The 25,810-nt window shown below is 72.8% G+C and carries 21 protein-coding genes and 1 pseudogene; 13 read left to right on the top strand and 9 right to left on the bottom strand.

Features of this window, described 5'->3' with window-relative positions:
* Positions 1–13 precede the first annotated feature (13 nt).
* The 3 genes from HJG43_08200 to HJG43_08190 are packed head-to-tail and all read left to right on the top strand — an operon-like array spanning position 14 to position 1,338.
* The gene (locus tag HJG43_08200) at positions 14–628 is read left to right on the top strand and encodes a hypothetical protein (protein ID UER54522.1); all 615 of its coding nucleotides are present in this window, start codon (positions 14–16) and stop codon (positions 626–628) included.
* Between the two features lie 48 nt (positions 629–676).
* Positions 677–922: a plasmid stabilization protein gene (locus HJG43_08195; GenBank protein UER54521.1), complete on the top strand. Its 246-nt coding sequence runs from the start codon at positions 677–679 to the stop codon at positions 920–922.
* Complete coding sequence (locus tag HJG43_08190) at positions 919–1,338, top strand: type II toxin-antitoxin system VapC family toxin (GenBank protein UER54520.1); 420 nt, start codon at positions 919–921, stop codon at positions 1,336–1,338. Before HJG43_08195 ends, HJG43_08190 begins: the two co-directional genes overlap by 4 nt.
* A 12-nt stretch (positions 1,339–1,350) precedes the next feature.
* On the opposite strand, the gene HJG43_08185 is transcribed toward HJG43_08190, so the two are convergent.
* Entirely contained in the window at positions 1,351–2,241 is an 891-nt protein-coding gene (locus HJG43_08185) for a restriction endonuclease (GenBank protein ID UER54519.1), read from the bottom strand.
* A gap of 102 nt (positions 2,242–2,343) precedes the next feature.
* Positions 2,344–3,654: an Nramp family divalent metal transporter gene (locus HJG43_08180; GenBank protein ID UER54518.1), complete on the bottom strand. Its 1,311-nt coding sequence runs from the start codon at positions 3,652–3,654 to the stop codon at positions 2,344–2,346.
* Positions 3,655–3,847: 193 nt separating this feature from the next.
* Between HJG43_08180 and HJG43_08175 the strand changes: the two genes are divergently transcribed.
* Positions 3,848–5,326 (top strand): DEAD/DEAH box helicase, encoded by a 1,479-nt coding sequence (locus HJG43_08175; protein UER54517.1) that lies wholly within the window; start codon positions 3,848–3,850, stop codon positions 5,324–5,326.
* 220 nt (positions 5,327–5,546) lie between these two features.
* Positions 5,547–6,578, top strand: a complete 1,032-nt coding sequence (locus HJG43_08170; GenBank protein UER55826.1) for an HNH endonuclease — start codon at positions 5,547–5,549, stop codon at positions 6,576–6,578.
* Positions 6,579–6,708: 130 nt separating this feature from the next.
* On the opposite strand, the pseudogene HJG43_08165 reads toward HJG43_08170, so the two are convergent.
* The 6 genes and pseudogenes from HJG43_08165 to HJG43_08140 all read right to left on the bottom strand — a co-directional run bounded on the left by HJG43_08165 (position 6,709) and on the right by HJG43_08140 (position 13,000).
* Positions 6,709–6,789 (bottom strand): annotated as a pseudogene (locus HJG43_08165) (addiction module antidote protein, HigA family).
* 313 nt (positions 6,790–7,102) lie between these two features.
* The gene (locus tag HJG43_08160; protein UER54516.1) at positions 7,103–7,513 is read right to left on the bottom strand and encodes a DUF86 domain-containing protein; all 411 of its coding nucleotides are present in this window, start codon (positions 7,511–7,513) and stop codon (positions 7,103–7,105) included.
* Positions 7,506–7,886, bottom strand: a complete 381-nt coding sequence (locus HJG43_08155; protein ID UER54515.1) for a nucleotidyltransferase domain-containing protein — start codon at positions 7,884–7,886, stop codon at positions 7,506–7,508. Before HJG43_08155 ends, HJG43_08160 begins: the two co-directional genes overlap by 8 nt.
* A 50-nt stretch (positions 7,887–7,936) precedes the next feature.
* Positions 7,937–9,355 (bottom strand): MFS transporter, encoded by a 1,419-nt coding sequence (locus tag HJG43_08150; protein UER55825.1) that lies wholly within the window; start codon positions 9,353–9,355, stop codon positions 7,937–7,939.
* Between the two features lie 213 nt (positions 9,356–9,568).
* Positions 9,569–10,978, bottom strand: coding sequence for an IS1380 family transposase (locus HJG43_08145; protein ID UER54514.1), 1,410 nt, complete (start codon positions 10,976–10,978; stop codon positions 9,569–9,571).
* A gap of 198 nt (positions 10,979–11,176) precedes the next feature.
* Positions 11,177–13,000, bottom strand: a complete 1,824-nt coding sequence (locus tag HJG43_08140; GenBank protein ID UER55824.1) for a DUF2075 domain-containing protein — start codon at positions 12,998–13,000, stop codon at positions 11,177–11,179.
* Positions 13,001–13,325: 325 nt separating this feature from the next.
* On the opposite strand from HJG43_08140, the gene HJG43_08135 reads away from it, so the two are divergent.
* Positions 13,326–14,234: an NERD domain-containing protein gene (locus HJG43_08135; protein ID UER54513.1), complete on the top strand. Its 909-nt coding sequence runs from the start codon at positions 13,326–13,328 to the stop codon at positions 14,232–14,234.
* A gap of 10 nt (positions 14,235–14,244) precedes the next feature.
* Here HJG43_08135 and HJG43_08130 read toward each other — a convergent pair whose 3' ends face one another.
* A complete protein-coding gene (locus HJG43_08130) occupies positions 14,245–14,661 on the bottom strand; it encodes a PPOX class F420-dependent oxidoreductase (protein UER54512.1) in 417 nt (138 codons plus the stop codon).
* A 46-nt stretch (positions 14,662–14,707) separates the two neighbouring features.
* Here HJG43_08130 and HJG43_08125 point away from each other — a divergent pair, with 46 nt between their 5' ends.
* From HJG43_08125 to HJG43_08095, 7 genes are all read left to right on the top strand, one after another.
* Complete coding sequence (locus tag HJG43_08125; GenBank protein UER54511.1) at positions 14,708–16,285, top strand: TIGR02677 family protein; 1,578 nt, start codon at positions 14,708–14,710, stop codon at positions 16,283–16,285.
* Between the two features lie 25 nt (positions 16,286–16,310).
* Entirely contained in the window at positions 16,311–17,543 is a 1,233-nt protein-coding gene (locus tag HJG43_08120; protein UER54510.1) for a TIGR02678 family protein, read from the top strand.
* Complete coding sequence (locus tag HJG43_08115) at positions 17,540–21,730, top strand: TIGR02680 family protein (protein ID UER54509.1); 4,191 nt, start codon at positions 17,540–17,542, stop codon at positions 21,728–21,730. The genes HJG43_08120 and HJG43_08115 overlap by 4 nt, the downstream gene beginning before the upstream one ends.
* Entirely contained in the window at positions 21,730–22,965 is a 1,236-nt protein-coding gene (locus HJG43_08110; protein UER54508.1) for a TIGR02679 family protein, read from the top strand. Before HJG43_08115 ends, HJG43_08110 begins: the two co-directional genes overlap by 1 nt.
* A 289-nt stretch (positions 22,966–23,254) precedes the next feature.
* On the top strand, positions 23,255–24,007 hold the full coding sequence (locus tag HJG43_08105) for an SDR family oxidoreductase (GenBank protein UER54507.1): 753 nt from the start codon (positions 23,255–23,257) through the stop codon (positions 24,005–24,007).
* 131 nt (positions 24,008–24,138) lie between these two features.
* Entirely contained in the window at positions 24,139–24,894 is a 756-nt protein-coding gene (locus tag HJG43_08100; protein UER54506.1) for a dienelactone hydrolase family protein, read from the top strand.
* Positions 24,895–24,956: 62 nt separating this feature from the next.
* Entirely contained in the window at positions 24,957–25,730 is a 774-nt protein-coding gene (locus tag HJG43_08095; protein UER54505.1) for a hypothetical protein, read from the top strand.
* Positions 25,731–25,810: the final 80 nt, after the last annotated feature.

Raw genomic sequence — 25,810 nt, 5'->3', positions numbered from 1 at the left:
ATCGTCGCTCGACATGGAGGGCGTCCTGACGCCTGGCGTGGTGCGGGCCTGGTGGTACGCCGATCTACGCCCCCGTCTCAGCGACGAGTTTTCGGGACTCGCTGACGAGCTCAGTACGGCGGTGCTGGTACGTCGAGGATCAGAACTCCGCCTGGTGCTGCGCACCGAGATGACACCGATGGTGCTCGACGAGCTCCGACCGCAGTTCGTCAAGCTCATTGCTGACCGGACCGGGCTGGACCCAGCGCTGGTGACCGTCTCGGCGCGGTCGCGAGTGACTGCCCGCGGTGTCGACGTCCGGGACCTCATCGCCGACCGCGATCGGTCCACCGCAGCAGACTGGAAGTACTGGGCGGGAGAGATTCGTCAACGGCTGGACGGGCGTCTCCCTGCGGTCGCTCATGCTGCCCTCGCGGCGGCGTCCTGGGTTGCTCTGGCCCGTCACGCGATCTGGGTCCAGGAATCTCCCACCGCCAGGCTGGCCACCACGCCGGGAGCGGCGGGACACTTGGTGCAAGCGGTGCGCGCCGTGGTGGGCGCCAAGACCCTCCTCGTGGCTGGGCAGCTGGCTCCAGGATGGGAACTGCCGGGGGCGTTCGACGACTGGCACGTTGTTCCTCCCGCGTGAGCATGCCGGGCGGAGGTGCTAGCGTTGCTAGCAGTCATGGGAGGTGACATGGCGGCTCTAAGCGTCAGGGGACTGGACGACGAGACGAAGGCCCGGCTGCGGATCCGAGCAGCGCAGCACGGACGGTCGATGGAGGCGGAAGTGCGGGAAATCCTCGTCGAGGCCGTCCGTGAGTCACCGGGTGATACGTCGCTGAGCGCCGCCATCCTTCAGCGGTTCGCCGAGCTCGGCGGGGTGGAGTTGGAACTGCCGTCGCGCGACACGGCCCCTCGGGCAGCGACGTTTGCCCCGTGATCGTCCTCGATACCAACGTCGTCTCCGAGTTGATGCGGCCCGTGCCTGCGCCTGCGGTCGTAGCATGGGCCATGTCGCTGGACGCGAGTGAGCAGCACATGACCGCCATTACCGCCGCAGAGATCTGTTACGGCATCGAGCGGTTACCGGACGGCAGGCGCAAGTCTCTCCTGCGGGACGCGGCCCGTGAGGTACTCGCCGGCTTCAGCGACAAGGTGTTGTCGTTCGACCTCGATGCTGCGCACGAGTACGCCGACGTGGTGTCCCGCCGGGAGCGTCAGGGCAACCCCATCAACGCACTCGATGCGCAGATCGCAGCGATCTGTCGCTCTCATGGCGCCGCGTTGGCAACTCGCAACGTGAAGGACTTCGCCGGCATCGCCATCGAGCTCGTCGATCCGTGGAGCTCCCACTGAGTGCCCATCCGCTCAGGCAGACCTGCCGAAGCTCTCGAACCGAGCCGCTAACCGGTCCCGGTCCGGCCAGTCGGCAGCTCGCCCGGGGAGCAGCAGACGTCGTCCATGCATCGCCTGGATGCCGTGCTCGAGCATGGGCCCGTCGACCTCGACCAGCAGGTCCCGGTCGATGTGCACGGTGTAGTCCGGTGAGATCCCGAGGAGCCGTGCGTCGTAGGCGCTGTGGTGGATCTTGCACAGGCTGAGGCCGTTGGTGACCACCGGCAGGCCGCCGTCCTCACTGTCAGCGGTGATGTGAGCGGCGTCCAGCAGCTCGCCATGGCGCAGCGAGCAGATCGCGCACCGGGTGGCGTAGGCGCGGATGACCCGGCCGCGGAACTCGGGCTGGTGCAGGCGCTGGCGGACCACTCGTTCGGCGTAGCTGCGCTGGTCCTCGGTCCACTCGGCAGGCTTGGGCAGGAAGCGCAGGCTCTCGTCCAGGGCCAGGGTGAACTGCCGGGCGGCGACGTCGTCATCGACGACGTAGACGGGAAAGACGGGGACGAAGACACCGGCCGCGATCTTGCGCAGCAGGATGATCGGCAGCGCGAACTCTGCGGCACGGCGAAGTTTGGTGTTGTCCCCGGCCGCGGACCCCGCGCGGTAGTGATACCGGAACAGCCCGCCCTCGACGTCCCGGTCGTCGTAGGGGCCGTCGGGGGAGCTCACCACCGACAGCGTCGCGACCAGGTCGCGGGGATTCCAGATGCCCCTGGTGGTGTCGATGAGCCGGCGCGTCTGATCGCCGACTGGGAAGGCGCTGAGCTCGGCGCGGGTGATGAATCCGCCGTTGTGCGCGGTGCGCGTAGCCAGCCGGTCCATGATCAGCTGCCGGAGGATCCGCTCCTCGGCCACCGAGTCCATCGCCACGGCCTCCCGTCATACCTGCCAGCGAGTGATCGTGACGAGCTTATGGCCGCGCTGCCCTGGCGGGTGGACTTCGTGGGTTCGTCCACGAAGTCGGGGTCAGGCGCCCGACAACACCCCGATCAGCTGGTCGACACCCAGGGCCACGAAGAGCAGCGTCACGATGGCGAGGAGGACGTTGCTGTACCACTTGTTCCGCCACTGATCCGGAACCCGATTCGAGTTGAGCAGCCCGAGGAGGGTCAGGGCGAGAAACGGCATGAACAGCGCACCGAGCGCGCCGTAGGCGATCGTCACACCGGTCGGCTGGTCGAGGAAGAACAGAAGCATCGGCGGGAAGGTCAGCCAGATGACGTACCACCGGAAGTACTTGCCGCCCGTGTGCATGTCCGGGTGGTCCGACGGCAGCCCTCTCAGGGTGCCGGCGAAGTCGGCGAACATCAGCGAGACGCCGTTCCACACGCCGACGAGCGAGGAGAACGCGGCGGCCCAGAAGCCGACGAGGAACGCGTTGCCGATGACGGCCCCGTACTCCTGACGCAGGATGTCGGCGAGGTTGAGCAAGGAGCTCTCGGAGGACTCGACCGCCAGTCCAGCCCGGTACAGCAGCTCGACGCCCATGACCAGGGTGGCGATCACGAAGATGCCAGTGACGATGTACGCCATGGCGTTGTCCAGCCGCATGACCTTCATCCAGCGGGCCGACATCCAGCCCTTCTCCCGCAGCCAGTAGCCGTACGCGGCGAGCGTGATGGTGCCGCCCACACCGCCGGCGACGCTGAGGACGTAGACCCCACCGCCGTCGGGGATCCGCGGGACCAGTCCGGCGACCGCCTCACCGAGGTTCGGCAGCGCGAACAGGGAGATACCCACGACCGTCACCATCATGAGCAGCACCAGCGTGCCGACGACCTTCTCGAAGGTGCGGTAGCGGCCGAACCAGGTCATGAGGAAGCCCAGCAGGCCAGTGACGGCGGCGATGATGCTGCGCAACGTGTTCTCGGCCATGCCGTCGAGGACGTTCGTGTACGCGCTGAAGAGCTCGACGATCGGCAGCGCCGAGGAGATCATCGCCGAGGCGCCGTAGACGAAGCCCCAGATGACGATGTACGGCGCGAAGTACCAGGTGGTCCACCGCCCCAACGACCGCCAGCCCTGGAAGATCGTCAGCCCGGACGCGAGCGAGAACCTCCCCGCCCCCTCGACCAGGATGATCTTCATGAGGACCCCCGCGACGACCGCCCACAGCAGGGCGTAGCCGTACCGGGAGCCGGCGGCGAGGGTCGCGACGAGGTCAGCTGCCCCGACGCCGGTGGCCGCGACGACGAGCCCCGGGCCAACGAGCCGCCACTGCCTGATGGAGACCTGCTTCTCGCCGGTGGTGGCCGCGTCAGGTCGGTCCGTCGACACGTTGCCCTCACCGTGGCCCACCGGGGTTCCGTTACTCAACCGATCCTCCGCTCGTCGTCGAGGGGAGCGGCCACCAGCCGGGCCCCGAGGGGAAGAAGTACGGGTGATAATAGCCGGATTTGCGAGGTACCAGCCTCTTGTCGGGTCCCGCGTCCGACATTCAAGGGTTGCTGCCAAGCCGATCGAGCAGTGGATGACCTTTCTGCATCCCGACCAGCACGCCGTCGTCCGCCGAACGGCCAACGGTCCCAGCCGGATCCGTGGCCCGGCCGGCACCGGAAAGACCGTCGTGGGCCTGCACCGGGCGGCGTACCTGGCCGGCGGCCGGCCGGGTCGGCTGCTCTACGCGTCGTACGTGCGGACGCTGCCCACCGTGCTCAGCTACCTGTACGCCCGCCTCGGCCCGCACACCGCAGACCGCGTTGAGTTCGCCAGCGTGCACGGGTGGGCGCTGCGGTTCCTGCGCAGCCGCGGGGTCCGCGTCAACCTGAACGGCGATGCCGCGCGGCAGCTGTTCTACCGGGCCTGGGCGAGCGTCGGGCGGTACACCGTGCTGCGGCGCACCCCGGTCCACCAGGACTACTGGTACGACGAGGTCATCGCCGTGATCAAGGGTCGGGGGTTACGCGACTTCGCCGCCTACGCCGACCTGCAGCGGGTGGGGCGGCGGACCCCGCTCCAGATGGAGCAACGAGCCGCGGTGTGGGATCTGTACCAGGCCTACGACGTCGCACTGCGCGAGGCCGTCGTCCACGACTTCGCCGACGTCCTGAGCCTCGCGCTGGCCGAGGTGCAGGCCAGGCCGCTCGACGAGCCGTACGCCGCGGTGCTGGTGGACGAGGTGCAGGACCTGACCGCGGTCGGCGTCCGGCTCGTCCACGCCCTCGTGGGAGACGCTCCCGACGGCCTGCACCTGATCGGGGACGGCCAGCAGGCCATCTACCCCGGCGGTTTCACCCTCAGCGAGGTCGGCATCGACGTGCGCGGACGGTCGACGGTGCTCCGCAGGAACTACCGTAACGCCGCCGAGGTGCTCCAGGCGGCGACTGCGCTCGTCGTCGCCGAGGACTTCGAGGACCTCGAAGGCACGCAGTCGGGCACGCGCGAGGTGGACGTCGTCCGCACCGGTGGCGCGACGGTCCGTATCGACGCTCCTGACATCCGGGCCCACGACGACGCCCTGCTCACCGAGCTGGCATCGGTCACCGCGACGGGGACGACGTCACCTGGCGACTGCGCCGTCCTGACCCTCACGACGGCGACGGCTCGGCGCTACCAGCGGTTGCTGGCTGCGGCCGGCTACGGCGACCTGGACCTGGAGCAGTACACCGGGGAGACCTGCAGCCGGGTCAAGGTGGGCACGGTGAAGCGCTCCAAGGGTCTGGAGTTCAAGCAGGTCTTCCTGCCGCAGCTGTCCGACCAGCCACCCGAACAGCGGCCCGGGGAGCCGGACGCCGCGTACGCCGAACGGTCGGCGCTGTGGCGCAGGGAGATGTTCGTCGGCATGACGCGGGCGCGGGACCGGCTGTGGCTCGGGTACGTGAGCCTGGGTGGTCGGTTGCCGCACGGCCATGCCGTTCATGCTGTTCATGCCGTCCGCGGCCACCAGGGCATACCCGTCCCGGGTAGCGTCTCAAGCCCTGCCGGGTACGTGTCGAGGCGTTCCGGGTGAGTGTCGAGAGTCTGGGGACGCCGTAGTGGCCCGCCGCATCCTGCTCGCCGTCCTCGGGTCGGTGTCGTTCCTGCTGGTCCTGGCCGGCGGCGCGACCGGTGGCCTCGGCGGCGGCCTCGTGATGCTCGGCCTGCCGCTGTTCGTGCTGGGCCTCGGCGCCACCGTCGTCGGGCGGGCGCGGTGGGCGTTCATCGCCTCGCGCCGGGTGGGCCTCGGGGTCATGGTGGCCGGGCTGACGGCGATCGGCGTCGGCAGCGCCGTGTCGCCGACACCGGACGCCGCACCCCTCGCCGACGTCGCCGTGGCCCCGGACGCCGCCGGGACGCGCAGTCCGCCGCCCACCACGACGGCCCCCTCGCCGACGACCACGCCGCCTCAGCCACCCCCCTCGAGCCCCGCGCCGTCCGCTGGATCGGTCGAGGAGCAGATCGCCGGCGCGGGAGACGCCACGGCCCTCGCGCTGCTCGGCACTCTCGAGGTCAAGGGACGCGCGCCGCGCACCGGCTACGACCGCGACCTGTTCGGTCCGCGGTGGGCCGACACCGACCGCAACGGGTGCGACACCCGCAACGACACCCTGCGACGGGACCTCACCGACGTCGTCCTGAAGCCCGGCACCAACGGCTGCGTCGTGCTCTCCGGGTCCTTCGTCGAGCCGTACTCCGGGGCGCACGTGGACTTTGTGCGCGGCCAGGGCACCAGCGAGCTGGTCCAGATCGATCACGTCGTCGCCCTGTCGGACGCATGGCAGAAGGGCGCCCAGCAGTGGACGCCGCAGCGCCGGCTGGCCTTCGCCAACGACCCGCTCAACCTGCTGGCGGTCGACGGCGCCCTGAACCAGCAGAAGGGCGACGGGGACGCTGCGACCTGGCTGCCGCCGAACAAGGCGTTCCGCTGCGCGTACGTGGCCCGTCAGGTGGCGGTGAAGGTCAAGTACGACGCCTGGGTGACGGCTGCCGAACGGGGCGCCGTCGCTCGGGTGCTGTCCGCGTGCCCCGACGAGCCGGTACCGAGCAGCGACGCGCCGGTGGAGGCCCCGATCGCGGCCCCACCGGCCCCGGCTCTCGCCCCGACGACGCCGGCCGCGACGTCCGACTGTGACCCCGCCTACCCCGACGTCTGCATCCCGCCCCCGTCACAGGTCGGCGACCTGGACTGTGGCGACATCCCGCGCCGGCGGTTCACCGTGCTGGCGCCAGACCCGCACCGCTTGGACGGCCGGGACAACGACGGCATCGGCTGCGAGAGCTAGTCGGCTGCGAGGCTAGTTGGACCGGCCGTCGGTGGCAGCCAGGATGATGCAAGACCCCCCGAGGAAGTTGTGGCTGTGACTCGTTTGTCTCACACCCATGCCACCCGCGCCGCCGGTCGGTGAGTGGGGGTCAGCTCGCGACGAGAGGGGTCACCTTGGCCAGGTCGTCGGCGTGCAGGTCTCGCTCCACCTGGAGGTCGTAGTCGGTCTGGGGCGCCGTCGGACCGTCGGACATCCTCACCAAGCCTCATCCGCATGGCTACGTCGTCCGTCACGCCGCTGACGTCCTGGTCGTAGCGGCGCACGCGACACGACACGGGGTTCGCTGACGTTTCGGCTGTGGGACGGTGCGCGACACGCCGTCGGTGACCGCCAGAACGTCAGCGAACCTCCTGAGAGGGCTGCTCCATCGCCTCGGCCGAGGGGCGTCCACCACTGGTGGGAACGACACCAGGTGCCGGGTCGGACAACGGGTTCGTGCCGGTGGCCTCGTGCCCATGGACTCTTTCGACCGGCGGTGCTGACTACGGCAGCCAGCGGGTGACGGCGCGGACGAACTCCTGCAGGTCGGCCAGGTCGCTGAGGCGCCGGAGCACGACGGCGTCGTCGACGTCGCCATACTCGTGCACGAGAACGTTGTGGAAGCCGACGGCCAGGCGCATGCGCCGGGACAGCTCGGCGGGGATCACCCGGTGCTCCCCGAGCAGCCGCATCGCGTCGCCGTTGTCGGCCGGAGGCCCCCATCCCTGCGACGAGCAGATGTGCTGGGCAACGTCGATGCACGCCTCGACGGCGGTGACGAAGGCGTACTTGACTCCGCGCAGCCACACGGGGTCCGAGCGCCGCTGGGCGTCGGCACGGGCCTCGGTCTCCAGGAAGGAGATGTCGTCCGTCACCGATCGCAGCAAGCGGAGGACGCGCGTCTCGTCAACCACGGCGCTGGTTCTCCGCGAACTCCCGGTGGGCACGCCAGATGCGGGGCAGCTCGTCGAAGTAGATCTTTCGTGTGGTGGCGACCCAGCGGACGCGAGCGGGAGGGTCATCGTCGAACAGCAGCACGCCCTCGACCGCGACCCGGCCGGCCAGCTCGAGGGGCGCCGTGTCCAGCACGAGCAGGTCAACACCGGGGGGCAGCAGGACCTCGAAGGATGCCGGGGCGCCGGATTCCCACCAGGTGGCAACGTCCAGGTCGGAGTCTGGCCGGTGGTCTCCGCGGGCCCGGCTGCCGTGGACGAACGCGAACCTGGCGCCGGCCGCCCTCAGGTCAGCTACAGCTGCTGCCCGCCGCTCGTCGTCGTCCAGGACCATGTTGATCAGTCTGGCACGCGCTGCGCCCAAGAGCTGGCCCTGTACGGGCGTCACACGGTGAACGTCCCCGGCCGTGAACGGCGGGCGGCGCCACTCGGCTCCCGGCGGCGCCCGGGCACGAAGAGCGCGGCGACCACTGCCCCGGCGAGCAGCAGGCCCGCACACCACCACATGGCCTGCGTGTACCCGGCACTGAACACCTCGGGGGCCTCGTAGTCGTCCCCGGCCAGTCCCACGGCCGCGGGCACGGCCGCGACGGCGAGCAGGCTCGCGGCTCGGGCGATGGCGTTGTTCACCCCACTGGCCAGGCCGACCTGCGTGGCCGGGACCGCGGCGAGAACCGTCGCGGTCAGTGGCGTGACCATGAGCGTCAGCCCCGCGCCGAACAGGAGCACCCCGGGCAGCACGTCCCTCAGGTACGAGGCGTCCGCCGGCACCCCGGCCAGGAGCAGGACGCCGAGCGCGGCGACCGCCGGACCGGCAGTCATGAGCAGGCGCGGCCCGGTCCGGTTCATCAGCGTGCCCACCCGCGGGGAGAACAGCAGCATGAGCACACTGAACGGGATGGTGGCTGCCCCTGCCTCCAACGGGCTGTACCCGGCGACCACCTGCAGCTGCAGGACCAGGAAGAACATCAGTGCGCCAAGGGCGCCGTAGACCACGAAGGTCATCGCGTTGACGGCCGAGAACGTCCGGTCGGCGAAGACCTGCAGCGGCAGCATCGGGTGGTCCACCCGAGTCTCGACGAGCAGGAATGCCGCCAGCCCCGCAGCGCCGATCGCGGCCGCCAGCCACTCGCCCTGGATGAGAGCGAAGGTAAGGCCGCCGAGCCCGACCACCCCGAACGCGGCGCCACCGACGTCGAATCCGCTCCGTTCGGACCGCGGCACCCCGCCGGACTCCGGTACGCGCAGGACGCCCACGGCGATCACGACGGCGGCCACCGGCAGGTTGATGAGGAAGATCCACCGCCACGAGAGAACCTCGATGAGTCCGCCACCGAGCAGCGGTCCGACGACGCCCGCGACGCCGGACCACGCCGACCACACCCCGATGGCTCGCGGCCGGTCCTTCTCGGCGATGGTGGACTGGATGAGCGCCAGGCTGCCCGGCGTGAGCAGGGCGCCACCGATGCCCTGGACACCGCGGGCCAGGATGAGTTGCTCGGTGCTCTGCGCCACGCCGCACGCCAGAGAGGCCAGCGCGAACCAGCCCACACCCACGAGAAACACGCGGCGCCGGCCGAGGCGGTCACCGAGGGACCCACCCACGAGGATGAGGGAGGCCAGGGCGAGCATGTAGGCGTTGACGACCCACTGCAGCTGCGGGAGGGTGGCGCCCAGGTCGAGCCCGATCGGCCGGAGGGCGACGTTGACGATCGTCCCGTCGAGCAGGGCGGTCGCTGAGCCGAGGGTGGCAGCGAACACCACCCACCGACCCGTCGCGGATCGCAGCGTCACCGGTGCCATGCCCACCATGCTCCCAGCCTGTCTGCTGCAGGCGACTGCGCTAGCCCGGATCTTTCATCCCACCGGTGTTGATCATGGCGCTGCGGGTCGTGACCGCGGCGTGGGGTGATTCTGGCAGGAGGGTGTGACAGCGCCCCGAGTGTCGTCTCGGGTGGTCGCCGGTTCCACTGGCCGGTGGGGTCCTTGGGTTTGTCGGGACGGGTGGGCCGGCGCTCACCCGGGGGCGGCGAGGGCACGGAGTTGGCGGACGCCGTCGTCGACGAGGTGTCCCCAGGGCGCGGTCGTCTTGACGTGCAGGACGACCCGGCGGCCGGTGCGTGCCAGGGTGGCCGGGACGGTGAACAACCGCAGTCGTAGCCGTTTGGGCTCCCAGCGCCGGGCGTCGTGCCCGGTGAGAGCCAGCATCTGCATCCACGCGGTGAGCTCCGCGGCGAGAGCGACGATGGCGCACCAGATCTGGTTCTGCGCGAAGTCGTGCAGCGGCAGGTTCGCCAGACCGGTGTCCTTGGCGCAGCGGATGCGGTCCTCGGCGCGAGCCCGGCGGCGGTGCCGCAGTTCCAGGTCGGCCAGCTGGGTGCCCAGGCCGCCGGGGCCGGTGTTGGTGGCGAACGCGGTGACCCGGTGCCCGTCGACGTCGGTGATGCGCAGCTGCGCGCCGGGGTGCGGGCGTTCTTTGCGGATGATGACCCGCATGCCTTTCGGCCACGTCGACAGATCCAGGAGGTGGGTGACCTCGGTGACCCAGGCTCCCTCGCGGACGTCACCGTCGCCGTCGTAGGCGGGGGTCCACGCCTGCTTCGGAATCAGCTTCAAAGTCGGCTCGAAGTCGGCCGGCAGGGTGAACCCGACCGAGTACGACAAGCGTTGGGACACGACCCAGTTCAGGAACTCGTGGGTGGCCCCGGCGGCGTCGGTGCGGATCAGCACCTTGCGCCCGGCCCGGGTGCCCTTGTGGTGGGACGGCAGCTGCCGCAACGCCTCGCGGGTGACGGTGATGTGGTCGGCGGCGGTGTTCGAACCGGCGTTCCCGGGCCGCAGCAGCACCGACAGCGGCTCCCCGGTCCCGTCGGCCCCATGGTCGACGAACGAGCACAACGGGTGGAAGCCGTATCCCCGTTTGAAGGTCGGCGCGGCGGACTCCTTCTCGCTGTGCGAGGTCACCAGCGTGGCGTCCAAGTCGATGACCAGCGGCCGGTCCCTGCTGGTGCCGGCGTCCGGAGCATGCCTGCCGGCCAGCCGCCACGCCGTCGTGCGCGCGACCTGCCGCGCCGCATTGATCGCCTTCAGTGCTGCGGGGGCGTCCTGGGCCAGCGCGCTGATCGTCCGTGACACCGTCGGGTCCGACGCGACCGGGCCGTACACCTCAGGTGCGGCGCGCAGCACCGCGACGTCGGCCAGGCAGTCCCCGCCGAGCACCAGGCTGACCGCCAGGTCCAGTACCACCTTGGCCGGATCGTGGATCGCCAGCGGCTTGCGCCACGGCGCCAGCGCCTGCGACAGCGCCGCATCCAGCCCGGTCGTGGCGACCGTCTCGGTGATCACCGTTCCGCCGCCGTGGCCGACCCCACCGGTACCGGTCGTGTCGACGTGGAGACGCGGATAGAACCGGCTACGCTGCTTCACCTGAAAGGTGCTCCTCGATCTGGAACGCGTGGACCTTCGACAAGCCACATCATCCCAGGTCAGGAGCACTTTTCATGTGATGAACGCGCCGTCAGGCCGGACCGCGACGAAAGCGCCGGGCTAGCGGTCCGGCAAGCGCGCGTGTGCGAGCGGTGAAGGCGCCGGGCGCACAGTCGGGTCGACGGCCCGGGCCTCAGTTCACCCGGAGGCTGAGGCACTACCCTGCGTCGAACCCTTGATGAGCCGCCTCAGCGCCTCCTGCGTCGGCGGATCGGTCGAGTACACAACGGTCCCGACCATGCCGCGGGTGAGCAGCACCTTGTAGACGTTGCGCACAAGGCGGTCGAACTCTGCGTCGCTCACCGTCTTGGTGTTGCGGAAGTCCGGGTCCTTGTTCGCTCCTCGCACGCTGACCAGGCGGCCGTCGCGCCAGACCAGGTCGGGTCCCAGGATGACGCCGTTCCAGTCGTACTCGAAGCCCTGGGCCGTGTACACGCACCCCACCTGGCCGAACCCGGCGTCGTCCGTCGCCCACAGGGCAGCCGGCGGGGCGCCACCCACCCGGCGGTCGCCCTTGACGTTCCAGGGCCGGCTCCAGGCGCCGATCCGCACGTCCGCCACCAGCGTGCCGTCCGGGCGAGGGTCGCTCCACGGCCAGCAGTAGCCTGCAGTGATCCGTGCGGAGTACCCCTGCTCCCGCTGCTGCTCGAGGAAGACCTCGAGCTCCTCGGGGCTCTCGGCGACCCGCAGCCGCATCGCCGGGTCGCCTGGCCACGGCGCCGGCCCGCCGTCCGCCAGACCGAGCAACCCGTGCACCCAGTGCACGTACTCCTCGCTGCCACCGCACCGGAACTGGCTGCCCAGCTCGACGACGCAGTGGTCGAGGCCGAGTCGGGCGCAGTGCGCCGCGATCTCCTCGACGGACCCCATCTCCCCGGGGCGGACGGTCTGCTCCTCGTCGAGCAGGAACACCGGCACCCGCGCCGCGGCGATCAGCTCGTCGAGCTGCGGACGGTCGCTGCGGAGCTCGGCCCGGGTGTACCGGTCCACGGACGTCCGGCGGATCCGGTGCGCCTCGTCGAGGATGAGGACGTCGAGGCCGTTGCGCTCCGCCGTCATGAACTGGTTGAAGTACTTGAACAGGCTGCGCACCCGCGGAGCCCGGTGCCCGGTGACCTGCCGCAGGGTCTGGGTGAAGGAGCGAGAGCCCGTCGCGTGGACGACGGAGCGCCCCTGCCGGGCGAGCTCGCCCAGCAGTGACAGGGCGATGACGCTCTTGCCGCTGCCCGGCCCGCCCGTGACGACGAGGACCCGCTTGCTGTCGGCCCGACGCGACCGCTCGACCTCGTGCAGGACCATGTCGACGGCGAGCTGCTGGTTGCCCACCAGGGGAAACTGTTCCCGGTCGCGCACCTCGTCTGCGGCGACCTTCAGCAGCTGCACGGACGGCGCCACCTTGGAGTGCAGCAGCGCGTCCGCGAACGGGGCACCGGCCACGTCCGGTGAGAGCCGTTGGCGCAGGAACTCCCGCAGCGCCCCGCGGTCTGCGGCCGTGAACAGCCGCCCGGTGAGATCCATCGGATAGGCGAGGAGGTCCCCGACCCGCTCGCGCTCGACCGCGTTGTGCAGGTAGGCGACGCCGGCCAGCGCGTCGGGCAGGTCCTGCACGGTCCGGGTGAAGTCCATGAGGTACTCGCAGTAGCCGCGCACCTGCTTGACCGGGTGCAGCTTCGGGCCGCCGGGCATGCCCGGCACATCCACCAGGTTCGGGTCGTCCTCCCAGCGGCGGGCCGCACTCCACTGCTTGAGCTCGACGACGACGTAGGAGGGGTCGCCCGTCCGGGGGTGCGCGCCGGCCAGGACGACGTCCGCCCGCTGGCTGGTCAGCGGCAGGTGGTGCTCGACGAGCACCTCGACGTTCCCGAGCCCGGCCTCCACCAGGTCGGTCATGAGGACCGGGAGGCTGCGCCGCCAGGAGGCCACCTCCGCCTCGGCCGGCCGGTGCCCCATGCGGCGGATCATCTGGCGCATCATGTGCTCGACCACGGAGTCGCCGGCAGACAGCTCGGCGTGCAAGGCGGCCGCGGAGCGGCGGAGCAGCGTCACGGATCGTCCCCCAGGCAGCACGAAGTGACTCGTGCGGGTGGGGGCATGTCCCGTGACACGGGAAGCCCGTCGGGCCGCTGACCGGCACCATAGCGAGTCCCGGGTCCGTCCGGAGGCTCACCCGGACGGCGTACGAGCGCTCAAGCCCGTCACAGGACCGGCCGAGAGAGGTAGGTCTGGCCGGAGACGTCCCAGGACCGGCCGTGACGCCGGTGCAGGCGGCAATGACGGGGGGTGCCACGTGTCCGTGACAGGAGCTGCGGGCGGTGGGGCCGAGGACATGGCCCGCCGCGCTGCGGCGCGCGAGGCCGAGCTGGTCGAGCAGCTGGCCAGGGCGCGGCGCAACCGTCAGGCCTGGGAGGCCGGCGCTGCGGGCGAGCGGGCGGTCGCCCGCGCGCTGGAAGCACTGGGCGAGAACGGCTGGCGTGTCCTGCACGACGTCCACTGGCCCGGGCGGCCCAAGGCCAACCTCGACCACGTCGCGATCGGACCCGGCGGCGTCATTGTCATCGACGCGAAGAACTGGTCCGGCACTGTCAGCGTCCACGACGGCGTCCTGCGACAGAACGGCTACCGCCGCGACCAGGTCCCGGTGGCCGTCTGCGCGGCCGCCGGGGCCGTCACCGCGCTGCTGACGCCGCAGCACCGGTCCGCCGTGCGCGCCGTGGTCTGCCTGATCCAGCAGCCGCTCAACCCGCAGACGCTGCCTCCCGGGGCCGTCCTCGTCGGACTGACCGGCCTCGCGCCGTGGCTGCGCTCCCTGCCGCCGGTGCTGCGCCCGGAGGAGGTTTCCGCCCTGCACGCATCCCTGCGCCGTCACCTCGCCGGTCCGCACAGCCCCGAGCTGGCCACCACGGCCGCGCTGGCCCAGCGGGCCCCGACCGTCCTGGCTCGGCCCACCGGTCTGCCACGTAACCCGCCACGGATGCCGCCAGGTCGTCGCGGGCCGTCCGTCGGCAGGGGAGTGCCGTCGTCCGAGGGGGGTCGCGGACTCAAGGCCGCCGTCGCCGTGGGTGTGATCGTCATGTCCCTGCTGTGGCTGAACAGCCTCACCGCGGGCCTGCTCCGCGCGACCGCGCCGACCGTGCCAGCCGTGCCGACCGTGTCAGCTGCGTCGCCCGCACCCCCCGGCGTCGTGGGCCAGCCGTGAGGACTCCGGCTCAGCCCTGCTGCGCCGGCCCCGACCTGGTCACCGTCATCCGCAGCAGCACGCGCTGCTCGCTGGTCATTGCGGCGCGGTAGTCGTCCCAGTCCGGGTGCTCCCCGACGGCCAGCCGGTAGTAGCCGACGAGCGGTTCCATGGCCTCGGGCAGCGAGAGCACCTCCACGTCGCCCTCGACCTGCACCCACGACCCGAAGAACCTGTCGGTGAACACGCACAGCGACGCGTACGGGTCCCGGCGGAGGTGGCGGACCTTCATCGCCGTCTCCCGTGAGCTGACGAGCACCCGCCCCTCGTCGTCCACGGTGGCGAGCACCGGGGACATCGCCGCCCTGCCGTCCGCGCGGGTGGTCGCCATGACGGCGTGGTGGTGCCGGGAGATGAAGGCGAGGGCGTGCTCGCTGCGACCGGTCATGCCGGAACGCTAGTCCTGTCGGTGGGCGCGGTTATCGTGGCCGACCGTGAGCCAGCAGCTGCCGCCGGAGCGACTCGGCCGGGACGACCGCGTCCGGCTGGAGGCGTTGCGCTACGCCGTCAACGAGGAGGCGGCGTCCTACCTGGCGATCATGCGGACGTTCACCGGCGCTATTGCCGGGCTGCTGTCGGACCAGTCCGCGGCGGAGGTCGCCCAGCGGCTCGCCGAGCAGGGTCTGGAGCTGGACGTCGACACCGTCGACGCGCGCCTGTCCTACCTCGTCGAGCACGGCAACCTGGCCCGCAGCCCCCGGGAGACCGAGGCCCGCAGCCTGCGGGACTACCTGGCGAACCGGGCCCGCTACCAGCTGACCCAGCGCGGCGAGCTCGTCCAGCGGCAGGTGGAGGAGCTGCTGCAGCACACCGACACCGCCCACGAGGTGTCCACCGAGATGCTCGGCGGGATCCTCGACGGCCTGCGTCGGCTGCACCGCGACGACGCACCCGCACTGGCCACCGCCGACCCGGACGACGTCGCCCGCCGGATCGGCACGGTGTTCGCCCAGTTCGAGCGGCTGGTGGAGTCGACCCGCGAGTTCTACACCTACCTGTCCCAGGTGCTCGTCCGCTACGACCTGGACCGGGATGAGTACCAGGCGTTCAAGACGGCGCTGCTGGACTACCTGCAGCGGTTCGTCGAGGAGGTCGCCCGCCGGATGCCGCAGATCGCCGAGGAGCTGACGGCGCTGCGGCCGCTCGTGCCGGCCCTGACCGCCCGCGCCAACGCCGGCAGCCGGCTGATGTCCCTGGACGGCCGGCAGGCCCGCCGCGCCCGCGGCCTGGACCCCCGTGACTGGGACGGTCTGCACAGCTGGTTCGTCGGCACCCCCGGCCGGGACGCCGACGCCGACGGGGTCCGCCGGCTCGCCACCGAGGCCATGCGGGCACTGCTGGTCAACCTGCGCCGGATCGCCGCGAGCAGCGACCGGGAGCGCAGCCGGTACGCCGACCTGCTGCGCCTCGCCGGTTGGTTCGATGAGGCGGACGACGCCACGGCGCACGCGCTGTGGGCGGCTGCGTTCGGCCTGTACTCCTGTCGCCACCTGGCCTTCCCGGCGGACGACGACGCCGACCCGGTCCCGGCCACCGCCTCCTGGTGGCGCACCCCGGTCGCGGAGGTGCCGGTGACCCTGCGGCAACGCGGTGAGCGCAAGGTCACCGGCCGCTCCGGACGCCGCGAGGACTTCACCGACGCCAAGCGCGCCCGGCTCGCCGAGCGGCAGGCGGCTGAGCGCCGGCGGGCCGCCGCCCTGGCCGAGGTGGCCCGGCACACCGGCGAGCCGGAGGTGCTGCGGATCTCCGACGACGCCCGCGCGGCCCTGCTGGAGGTGCTGGCCCGGGCGCTCACCGGGAGCGGCCCGGCACTCGGCGCCGGCGGGGAGGCCCGCGCCGACGCCACCGCGTCCACCGACAGCCAGGCCGCCTTCCGCCTGGCGGTCCGCCGCACCCCCGGGCGCAGCACGACCATCGCCAGCCCGGAAGGGCGGCTCGTGCTGTCGGACCTGACCCTTAGCCTCACCACCGCGACAGATGTCCGCACCGGGCAGCAGGAGGTCAGCGCGTGAGCGCCGTGACATGGATGGGGGACCAGTGACCCAGCCCCGGGTCGACCGTCCCGCGCCCGCCGGGGACCTGCAGGCCGCCCAGGAGCGTCGACGCGCCGCCCGTGGCCTGCTCCGCACGCCCCTGGTCACCGACGAGGACGACGACTCCGCCGCCCTGCTGCGCCTCGTCCGGCGGCACCGCGACGAGCTGACGAGGACCTTCGCCGACGGCCTCGGGTACCGCCTCGTCGTCGAACCGGGCGCGGCCCGGCTGTTCAAGGCCGGTCTCGGCGACGACGCCTCACGGCCCCTGCGGCGCCGGTCCGGCCGGCCGTTCGGGCCCCGCGGCTACGCCCTGCTCTGCCTCACCCTCGCCGCGCTCACCCGGTGCAAGACCCAGCTGCTCGTCGACGAGCTCGTCGCCGAGGTCCGCTCCGCGGCCGGGGACGCCGGCCTCGACGTGGACCTCGACGCGATCGCCGACCGGCGGGCCCTGCACGGGGCCCTGCTGGCCCTCGTCGACCTCGGCGTGCTCACCGAACGGGACGGTGACCTCGAGCACTGGGCCGAGCAGCGCACCCTGTCCCTGCTCGACGTCCGCCGCGACCGGCTCGGCCTGCTCGTCGCCGCCCCGCTGGCCTCGGCCACCGGCCCCCGCGAGCTGCTGGACGTCGCGGCCCTGCCCTCGGCGTCCGGGGGCGCCCGGGTCGCCGTCCGCCGCCGGCTCGTGGAGACCCCGGTGCTGTCCGTCACCGACCTCACCGAGGACCAGGCCGAGTGGTGGCGGCGCAACCGCAACCGGGAGCGGGACTGGTTCGCCGACCGGTTCGGGCTCGACCTCGAGCTGCGCGCCGAGGGTGCCCTGGCCGTCGACCCGCTCGACGAGCTGACCGACGCCCCGTTCCCCGGCACCGGGTCCGCGCGGCACCTCGCCCTCCTGTGGCTGGAACGGCTGGTGGAGGTGGCCCGGCCGGCGGCCCGGAGCGCGGACACCGCGGACCGGGTGTGGTGGTGGCTCGGCCCGGACGTCGTGGCCCGGGCGGCCGAGGACGTGCTGGCCGAGTGGGGCGCGGGGCTGCGCCGGGAGCACCGCGACAACCCGCAGGCGGCCCGGGCGGAGGCCACCGACGTCCTCACCGACGCCGGCCTGGTCCGCCCCGACCCCGGCGGCGGGTGGTGGCTGCACGCGGCCGCCGCCCGGTACGCAGCCCGCCCGACACTGGCCGCGGCGGCGCCCTCCGGCGAGGCGTCCCTGTTCGACGACGAGGAGGGCCAGTGAGTGCGCGCACCGTCACCGAGCAGCTGACCGCCGAGCAGGTGACCGCCGGGCCCGCGACGACCGATCAGACGACCGATCACGTGACGGCGTCGGCCGGCCGGTACCGGTTGTCCCGCGCCGGCGTGCTCAACGTGTGGCAGTACGACGAGCAGGTCTTCGAGCTGGCCGACGGCCGGATGCTGCTGCGCGGCGCGAACGGCGCCGGCAAGTCCAAGACCCTGGAGATGCTGCTGCCGTTCGCGATCGACGGCGACAAGATGCGGATCACCGCCTCGGGCCGGCACCACACCAGCCTGCTGTGGCTGATGACCGACGGTCACGACGGCAACCGCACCGGCTACCTGTGGGTGGAGTTCGCCCGGACCACGCCGGACGGCGAGCGCGAGGTGCTCACCTGCGGGGTCGGCGTCCGGGCCTCCTCCACCGCCAGGACCGCGACGTCCTGGTACTTCACCTGCCCGCGGTCGGTGGGCGTCGACCTGTTCCTCGAGGACGACGCCGGCCCGCTGACCCGGGACCGGCTGCGGGCCGAGGTGTCCGCCGACGGCTCCTTCTTCGACCAGGCCCGCGCCTACAAGGCACACGTCGGGCGGGTCCTGTTCGGCCTCGACGCCGCCCGCTACGACGAGCTGCTCCGGCTGCTGTACTGGCTGCGCCAGCCGCAGATCGGCGAGGACATCGAACCCGCGCGCCTGGCCGACCAGCTCGCCCAGGCCCTGCCCCAGCTCGACGACGACGCGGTGCGGTCCGCCGGGGACACCTTCGACGAGCTCGCCGCGTTCGGCGAGCAGATCGAGCGCCGCGGACGGGCCGCCGAGGCCGTGGCCGCGATGGCCGCCACCTACCGCGGCTACGCCACCGCCCGGGCCCGGGAGCGCGGCGCCGCCTTCGTCGAGGCATACCGCGAGCTGGGCCGGCGCCGGGACGCCGAGGCCAGGGCGGCCCAGGACGCGCAGGACCGCCAGCGCGAGAACGACGAGGTGGACGCCCGGCTCGCGGACACCGAGCAGCGGCTGCAGCGGGCGCAGGCGCGCACCGCCGAGCTGGAGTCCAGCCCGGAGGCCCGCAGCCACCAACGGGTGCTGGACCTCGCCGCCCGGGCCCGGGAGGCCGCCGACGTCGCCGACACGGCCCAGCGGACCGCCGAGCACGCCCGGCAGCGGGCCCAGCAGGTCGGTGAGCGGGTCGCCGCCGACGCCCGCGGCCTGCTCGAGGAGACGGCGTCGGCGGCCGCCGCCGGTCTCGAGGTGCTGGGGGCGGCGTCGGACGCCGGGCTGGCGCAGGTCCCCGCCCTGCCGGCCGGCCTGCGCGACGGCCCGTTGACCGACCGTGGCACCGCCGACGCCCTGGTCGACCGGCTCACCGAGCACGCCACCGCGGTGCGCTCGGTGCTCGGTCCGCTCGGGGAGCTGCTCGTCGCGGTCGCCGTCGTCGACGACGCGCGCAAGGCCGCCGAGCGGGCGGACGCCGAGCGGGAGGCGGCCGAGCGGCGGGCCGCGGAGACCGAGCGGCGCGCCGAGGCGGAACGCGGACGACGCCAGGACGCCGCCCGGCTGGCCGCCGACGCCGAGGAGCGGCTGCTCACCGGGCTGGCCACCTGGCGCGGCGACGCGCGCGGCGTCCCGGTCGAGCTGCCCGAGCTCACGGCGACCACCATCGCGGGGCTGCCCGCCGCCGTCCGGGCCGCCGCCGAGCCGCAGACCGGCCAGCTGCGGGAGACCGAGGCGGCTGCGGCCGCCGCCGAACGGGCGGAGGACCAGCTGCTCGCCGAGCTGGCCGCCGAACGCCAGGCGGTCGAGGCCGAGCGGGACCCGGCGCCGCCCGCCCCGCCGCTCGGCCGCACTCCCCGGGACGACGCTGACGGCGCCCCGCTGTGGCGGCTCGTCGACGTCGCCGCAGACCTGGACGACGATCGGCGCGCCGCCCTGGAGGCAGCCCTGGAGTCCTCCGGGCTGCTCGACGCCTGGGTGCGGGCCGACGGTGCGCTGCTCGACCCCGACCGCCGTGACGTCGTCCTGCCCAGCGGCGAGCCCGCCGCCGGCCGCACCCTGGCCGACGTCCTCGTCGTCGACGTACCCGCCGGGTCCCCGGTCACCGCGGACCTGGTCACCGGCGTCCTGCGCCGGGTCGCCGTGGGCGACACGGACGCCGCCGTGTCCCCGGGGACCGCGACCGTCGCCCTCGACGGGTCGTGGCGGCTGGGCCCGTTGACCGGCCGGGCCGCCAAGCCCGCGGCCCAGTACCTCGGGGCGACCGCCCGGGCCGCGGAGCGCGAGCGCCGCCTCGCCGACGTCACCGCCCGGATCCTCGCCGCCACCGGCCGCCGCGACGACGCCCGCCGCCAGCGGGAGACCGCCAGGACCCGTCGCCGCGAGATCGAGAGCTGGCTCGCCGACCTGCCCTCCGGTCAACCGCTGCTCACCGCCTGGACGCGGCTGGAGGAGCGCACCGAGGCCGCCCGCCGAGCCGAGGAGGAGGCCGACACCGCCGAGCGGGCGGCGGTCGCGGCACGGACGGTGGCCGCCGAGCGCCGGGCCGCCCTGGTCAGCCTCGCCGACCGGCACCGGCTGCCCACCTCCGGGCAGGCGCTCGCCGAGCGCCGCGACCTGCTCGTCACCCTGCGGACCCGGGTGAACCGGCTCGTCGACGCCGTCCCCGACCTGCAGCGGCGACTGAAGCGGTGGGGCGATGACTGGGCGCTGTGGAGCGGGGACGCCGAACACGCCGAGAATCTGGCCGAGCAGGCGGCGCAGGCCAGGGCGGCGGCCCAGTCGGCGGACGAGCAGCACCGCACGCTCGCCGACGCCGTGGGGGCCGGCATCGCCGAGCTGGAACGCCGGCTCGCCGCCGCCCGCGGCGAGACCGAGAGCGCACGCGCCGAGCTGCGGGTGCTGCGCCAGGACGCCGGCCGGCTGCGTGAGCAGCTCGGCGCCGCGCGGACCGCCCTGCAGGCCGCCGCCCAGCGGCGGGAGGAGGCCGAGCCGCTCGTCGTCGCCGCCGGCCGTCGCCTCGCCGAGCTCGGCGACGTCCCGGGACTCGTCGGTGCCGTCGACGTCGCCCGGGACGGTCACTCCCCAGACGGCGGCTCCCCGGACGGCGGCTCCCCGGACGGCGGCTCCCCGGACGGCGCCGCACTCAGCCTGGCCGCGGGACTGCAGGCCGGGGCGCCCGTGCCGCGGCCGGTCCTGGACCTGGCCCGCCGGTTCGCCGCCCTGCCGGAGCCGTCGCGTCCGGTCGACGCGGCCGCCCTGTACGCCGCGCTGCAGCAGGCGACGAGCAGTGACGCCGCCGACCACGAGCCGCGGGTGCTGCCCGTCGGTGACCTGCTCGCCGCGCTCGGCCGCGACGACGGCGGGGAGCACCCGGTGACCGAGCTGGCCACCCGGCTGGAGGCCGCCGTCCGCCGCGACCGGGAGCTGCTCACCGAACGGGAGCGCACCCTGTTCGAGGAGCACCTCATCGGCGAGCTCGGCGCGGTGCTGCGCCGGCGCCGGCTCGAGGCCGCCGATCTCGTCGAGGGGATGAACCGGCTGCTGGGCCAGGTGACGACGTCCCAGGGCATCGCGGTCCGGTTGCGCTGGCAGATGCGCGAGGACGTCCCCGAGGACGCCCGGCGCGCGGTCGACCTGCTCGGGCGCGACGTCGGCGCGCTGCTGCCCAGCGAGCGGACCGAGCTGCGGGACGCGCTGCACCGGCTCATCGAGGCCTCCCGGGTGGAGGCGCCCGAGGAGAGCTACACCGAGCACCTGAGCCGGGCGCTGGACTACCGGCAGTGGTTCGCCTTCCGGATCCGCTACACCCGCCCCGAGGCGCCGGGTACCTGGCTGGACCTGCACCGGCGCTCCCCGCTGTCCCAGGGGGAGCAGAAGGTGGTGTGCTACCTGCCCCTGTTCGCGGCCGCCGCCGCGCACTTCACCTCCCTGGCCGGCGCCGCACCGCACGCTCCGCGGTTCATCCTGCTCGACGACGCCTTCCCCAAGATCGACGTCCGGACCCACCCGCTGCTGTTCGGCCTGCTCGTCGACCTCGACCTCGACTTCATCGTCACCAGCGAACGGCTCTGGGGCGACCACGCGACCGTGCCGTCCCTGGCGATCTACGAGGCGCTGCGCGACCCGGGGCAGCGGGGGATCGCCCAGTACCGGTACACCTGGGACGGCGCCCGGCTCCAGGCGGTCGGCGCCTGATGCCCGCCCCGTGGGCGCTCGACCCGGCGCTGTCGCCGGTGTGGAGGGCCGCCCGCAGCCGGCTGGAGCGCAACGGGCTCGAACCGGTCGGCACGATCACGGTGGACTGCCCGGACCGGTCGGTCCGCCACGCCGTCTCCGGCCTGCTCGGCCGGCCGGTGCTGCGCGACCGGGTGCGCATCGACCTGGAGCTGCTGGACGCGGTGGCGCGCGAGCGGGCCGGCACCGCCGGCGTGGTGGCCCTGGTGGAGGCGGTCGGCGGCCCGCTGCGTGACCGCGTGGCGGAACGGTCTGCCGCCGCCGCGGCCCGGCAGGCCCCGTACGCGGCGCTGCGGTCCTGGCTCGCCGACCACCCCGCGGTCGCGGCCCAGCCCTGGGTGGAGCCGTGGCTGGCCGGCGTCCGTCGCTCCGGCCTGCTGGCCCGGGTCACCGACCCCCAGGACGCCGGCCGGGTGCTCGTCCAGGCGGCGGCCGTGGCCGCCGGTCTGCTGGGGGAGGGCGACCCCGTGCCCACCGGCCGCAACGTGCTGGCCGCCCGGGTCGCCGGGGACGCCCACGCCCTGGACGACGGCACCGTGCTGGGCGCCCTGGTGCTGCGGGCGCTCGCCGCCGCCGTGGGGGAGGAGGCGCCGCGCACCGCCGCCGCCCGGCGCGCCCTGTGGGAGCGGCACGGGGTGCGCCCCGACGCCGTGTCCGGGACCTGCCTGACCCTCGGCCTGCGGCCCGCAGCCCGATCCGCGCTCGCGCACCGGCTGGCTCTGGCCGCGGACGACGGCGACCCCGTGCACCTCACCGCGTGGGACCTGGCCCGGGCGGACGTCGCCGTGCCCGGGGGCACCCGGGTCCTGGTCTGCGAGAACCCCCGCGTGCTGGAGGCCGTCGCCGAGCGGCGCGGGGGAGCGGTGCCGGTGGTGTGCACGTCCGGGATGCCTGGGCTGGTCACCTCCGACGTGCTGCGGCAGCTGCGGACCGGCGGCGCCCACCTGGACTACCACGGCGACTTCGACTGGCCCGGGGTCGCGATCGCGAACCGGCTCGTCGTATCGGCCGGCTGCCGCCCCTGGCGGATGTCCGCCGAGGACTACCAGGCCGCCGTCCGTGCCGACGGGCCCGCGCTGCTCGGGGCACCCGTGGCCCCCGAGTGGGACCCCGCGCTCGGTGAGGCGATGCGTCGCACCGGGCGAGCCGTGCACGAGGAGGCCGTGCTCGACACCCTCCTCGACCACCTGTGGTGAACCCCTCCCGCCTCTCCCAGAATCCCCTCTCCCAGAATGCTGGGTTGTTGCCGCGACACGCCGCGTAGCGGCGGCCAGATCCAGCATTCTGTGTCTGTCCGCCGGCCAGTGAGCTGCCAATCACCTGCGATGTCCGACGACCGCCTGAGCCCAGACGTGTCAGGACCTTAGTCCCTGCCGCGGCTGGTGCCACTCAGAAAGACTACGGCCTCGCCGCTGGTGCCCAAGGTGGAATCAAGTATGGCCAGATGCGTCATCTCATGGCGGACCAGGACTCAAGGAGACACGGATGGACAGGCTGTCTGACAAAATTGTGATTATTACCGGTGCGGCGTCAGGCCAGGGGAGGGCGGCCGCATCACTTTTTGCACGTGAAGGTGCGCACGTGGTCGTCGCGGACTTTGACGAGGAAGGGGGGCGCGAAGCTGCCGAGGCCATCGTCAAGGACGGCGGAGACGCGTCCTTCTTCAAGGTCGACGTCACGTCTGAGGAGCAGGTGGCTACGCTCGTTCAACACACTGTCGACGTCCACGGCCGACTTGATGTCATGTACAACAACGCCGGACTTGTCAGGATGGCGCCCATCGCAGATCTGTCCACCGAAGACTGGGACTTCACGGTCCGGTTCGAGCTGACGCAGGTGTACTACGGTTGCAAGTATGCTCTGCGGGTCATGAAGGAGCGCGGCTCCGGAGTCATCATCAATACTGCCTCGACCTCAGGCATGGTCGGCATCCCCACGCACGGACCGCATGCCGCGACGAAGGCGGGTGTCATCGGACTCACTCGCTCCATCGCCGTTGACTATGGCACGCACGGCATCCGCTGCAATGCTCTGGCCCCGGGGTTCGTGCCATTCACCAAGCAGACAGCAGATCTGTCCAACGACCCGTTCATTCAGATGATGCTCTCGGTCCAACCGCTTAAGCGGCCTGGCACGCCCGAGGACATTGCGGCTGCGGCTCTGTTCCTCGCCTCGGACGAGTCCTCCTGGATAACGGGCCAGGTTCTCGCCGTCGACGGTGGCCACACGGCCATGTAACCGGAGAGCGCTGCCGCCGCAGCGGTGGTCGGGCCCGTCAGGCCCCAAATCGTCCGAGCCGGCGACCCGACGAGTTCCCTCGTCAGGCCGTCGGCTTGTACGATCCCGCTCTCTTTCGAGCGGAGGCCTTCATGCCCAGCAGCTCCACCCTTCTCGACGTCGACCTGCCGTCGGACGCGCCGGGGGTGAGCCCGCACCTGCGCGGGGTGCTCGGGGTGCCCGAGGGCCCGGGCCCGTGGCCGGGCGTCGTCATGGTGCACGAGGCGTTCGGACTCACCCCAACCATGCGGCGGCAGGTGCAGCGCATGGCCGACGCCGGGTTTCTCGTCCTGATGCCCGACCTGTTCGTCGAGGGAGGCCCGCGCAAGTGCCTGCGGTCCACCTTCGCTGACATCCTCCGAGGCGAGGGTCGCGCGTTCGTCGACGTCGAGGTGGCCCGTCAGGCGCTGCTCGCCCGCACCGACTGCACGGGTCGGATCGGTGTCCTCGGGTTCTGCATGGGCGGCGGGTTCGCGCTGATGGCCGCCGACGGCAAGGGCTTCGACGTGGCATCGGTCAACTACGGTCAGCTGCCTCGCCACCTGGACGAGGCTCTCGCCGGAGCCTGTCCGATCGTTGCCAGCTACGGCGGGCGGGACCTCACGCTGCGCAAGGCTCCGGCCAGACTCGAGGCGGCCCTGTCGGCAGCGGGCGTCCCGCACGACGTCAAGCAGTACCCGACAGCCGGTCACTCGTTCCTCAACGACAGCGATGAGGACGTCCCCTGGTTGCTGCGGCCGCTGCTGAAGCGGGTGCTCGGGGCGGGACCCGACCCGGCGGCGGCGGCCGACGCGTGGCGCCGCATCGACGCGTTCTTCGCCGAGCACCTGGCCGGCCCTGCACGCTGAACACCGCAGCAGCGCCGCGCGGGAGTGGCTGCACCCGAGCGGCACCACCGTTGCCGCCGTGGTTGCCTGAGCCGCATGACCGGGCAGAGCGCCTGGTAGGTCCGGAGCTGACGACGACGAGCGCCGGCCTGGCGTTCTACGCCCTCATCTCGTTGCCGCCGACCGTCCTCATCGCCTTCTGGGTGGCCGGGTCGTTCGTCTCGGACGACGAGCTCCAGCAGCTCGGGACGACCCTCGACCAGCGGGCACCCCAGGAGCTGCCGGTCGGGACCGTCCTGCAGGGGCTCATCGACGTCGCCACCACGGCCGGCTGGGTGTCGGTGCTCGCGGCCCTGTGGCCCGCTACGGCCTACGGCTCGGCGCTGGCCCGTGCCTTCACCGAGGTCGCGCCGGACTCCGAGCGCCGGCTGCGCGGCTGGCGCGGCCGGCTCGCCGCACTCGGCGTCGTCGCGGTGCTGCCCCTCGTCGTCCTGTCGACCATCGTCGTGCTGTACCTGGCGCCCCGTGTACTCGGCACCGGGTGGCTGCTGACGGCGCTGCTCGCCGTCGGCGCGTTCGCCGTCCTGGCCCTCGTCGTCGCCGCACTCTTCGGCGTCTTCCGTCTGGAAGGCACCCGTTGGCGGGACGTCGCAGTGGCGGCGCTGGCGACGACCGGCCTCATCGCCGTCGTCACCGGTGGCTACCTGGTGTACCTGCGGGTGTTCGCCGACGTCACCGAGCGCTACGGGGCGAGCTCGCTGGCGACCCTCGTGCTGCTGGCGCTGTGGCTGCTGCTCAGCAACGGGGTCCTGCTCGTCGGCTACCGGGTGCTGCACCGCCGATCACTGCGGGCCTGACCGGCCTCGCGTGGCGGCGTCCGGGCGTTGTCGGTGGGGTCCTCTAGGGTCGCTGGCGACGCACCAGCCGTGGCCGTCAC

The organism is Kineosporiaceae bacterium SCSIO 59966, from assembly GCA_020881835.1.
GTDB lineage: Bacteria > Actinomycetota > Actinomycetes > Actinomycetales > SCSIO-59966 > SCSIO-59966.
This window is presented reverse-complemented; position numbering and strand designations above follow the sequence as displayed.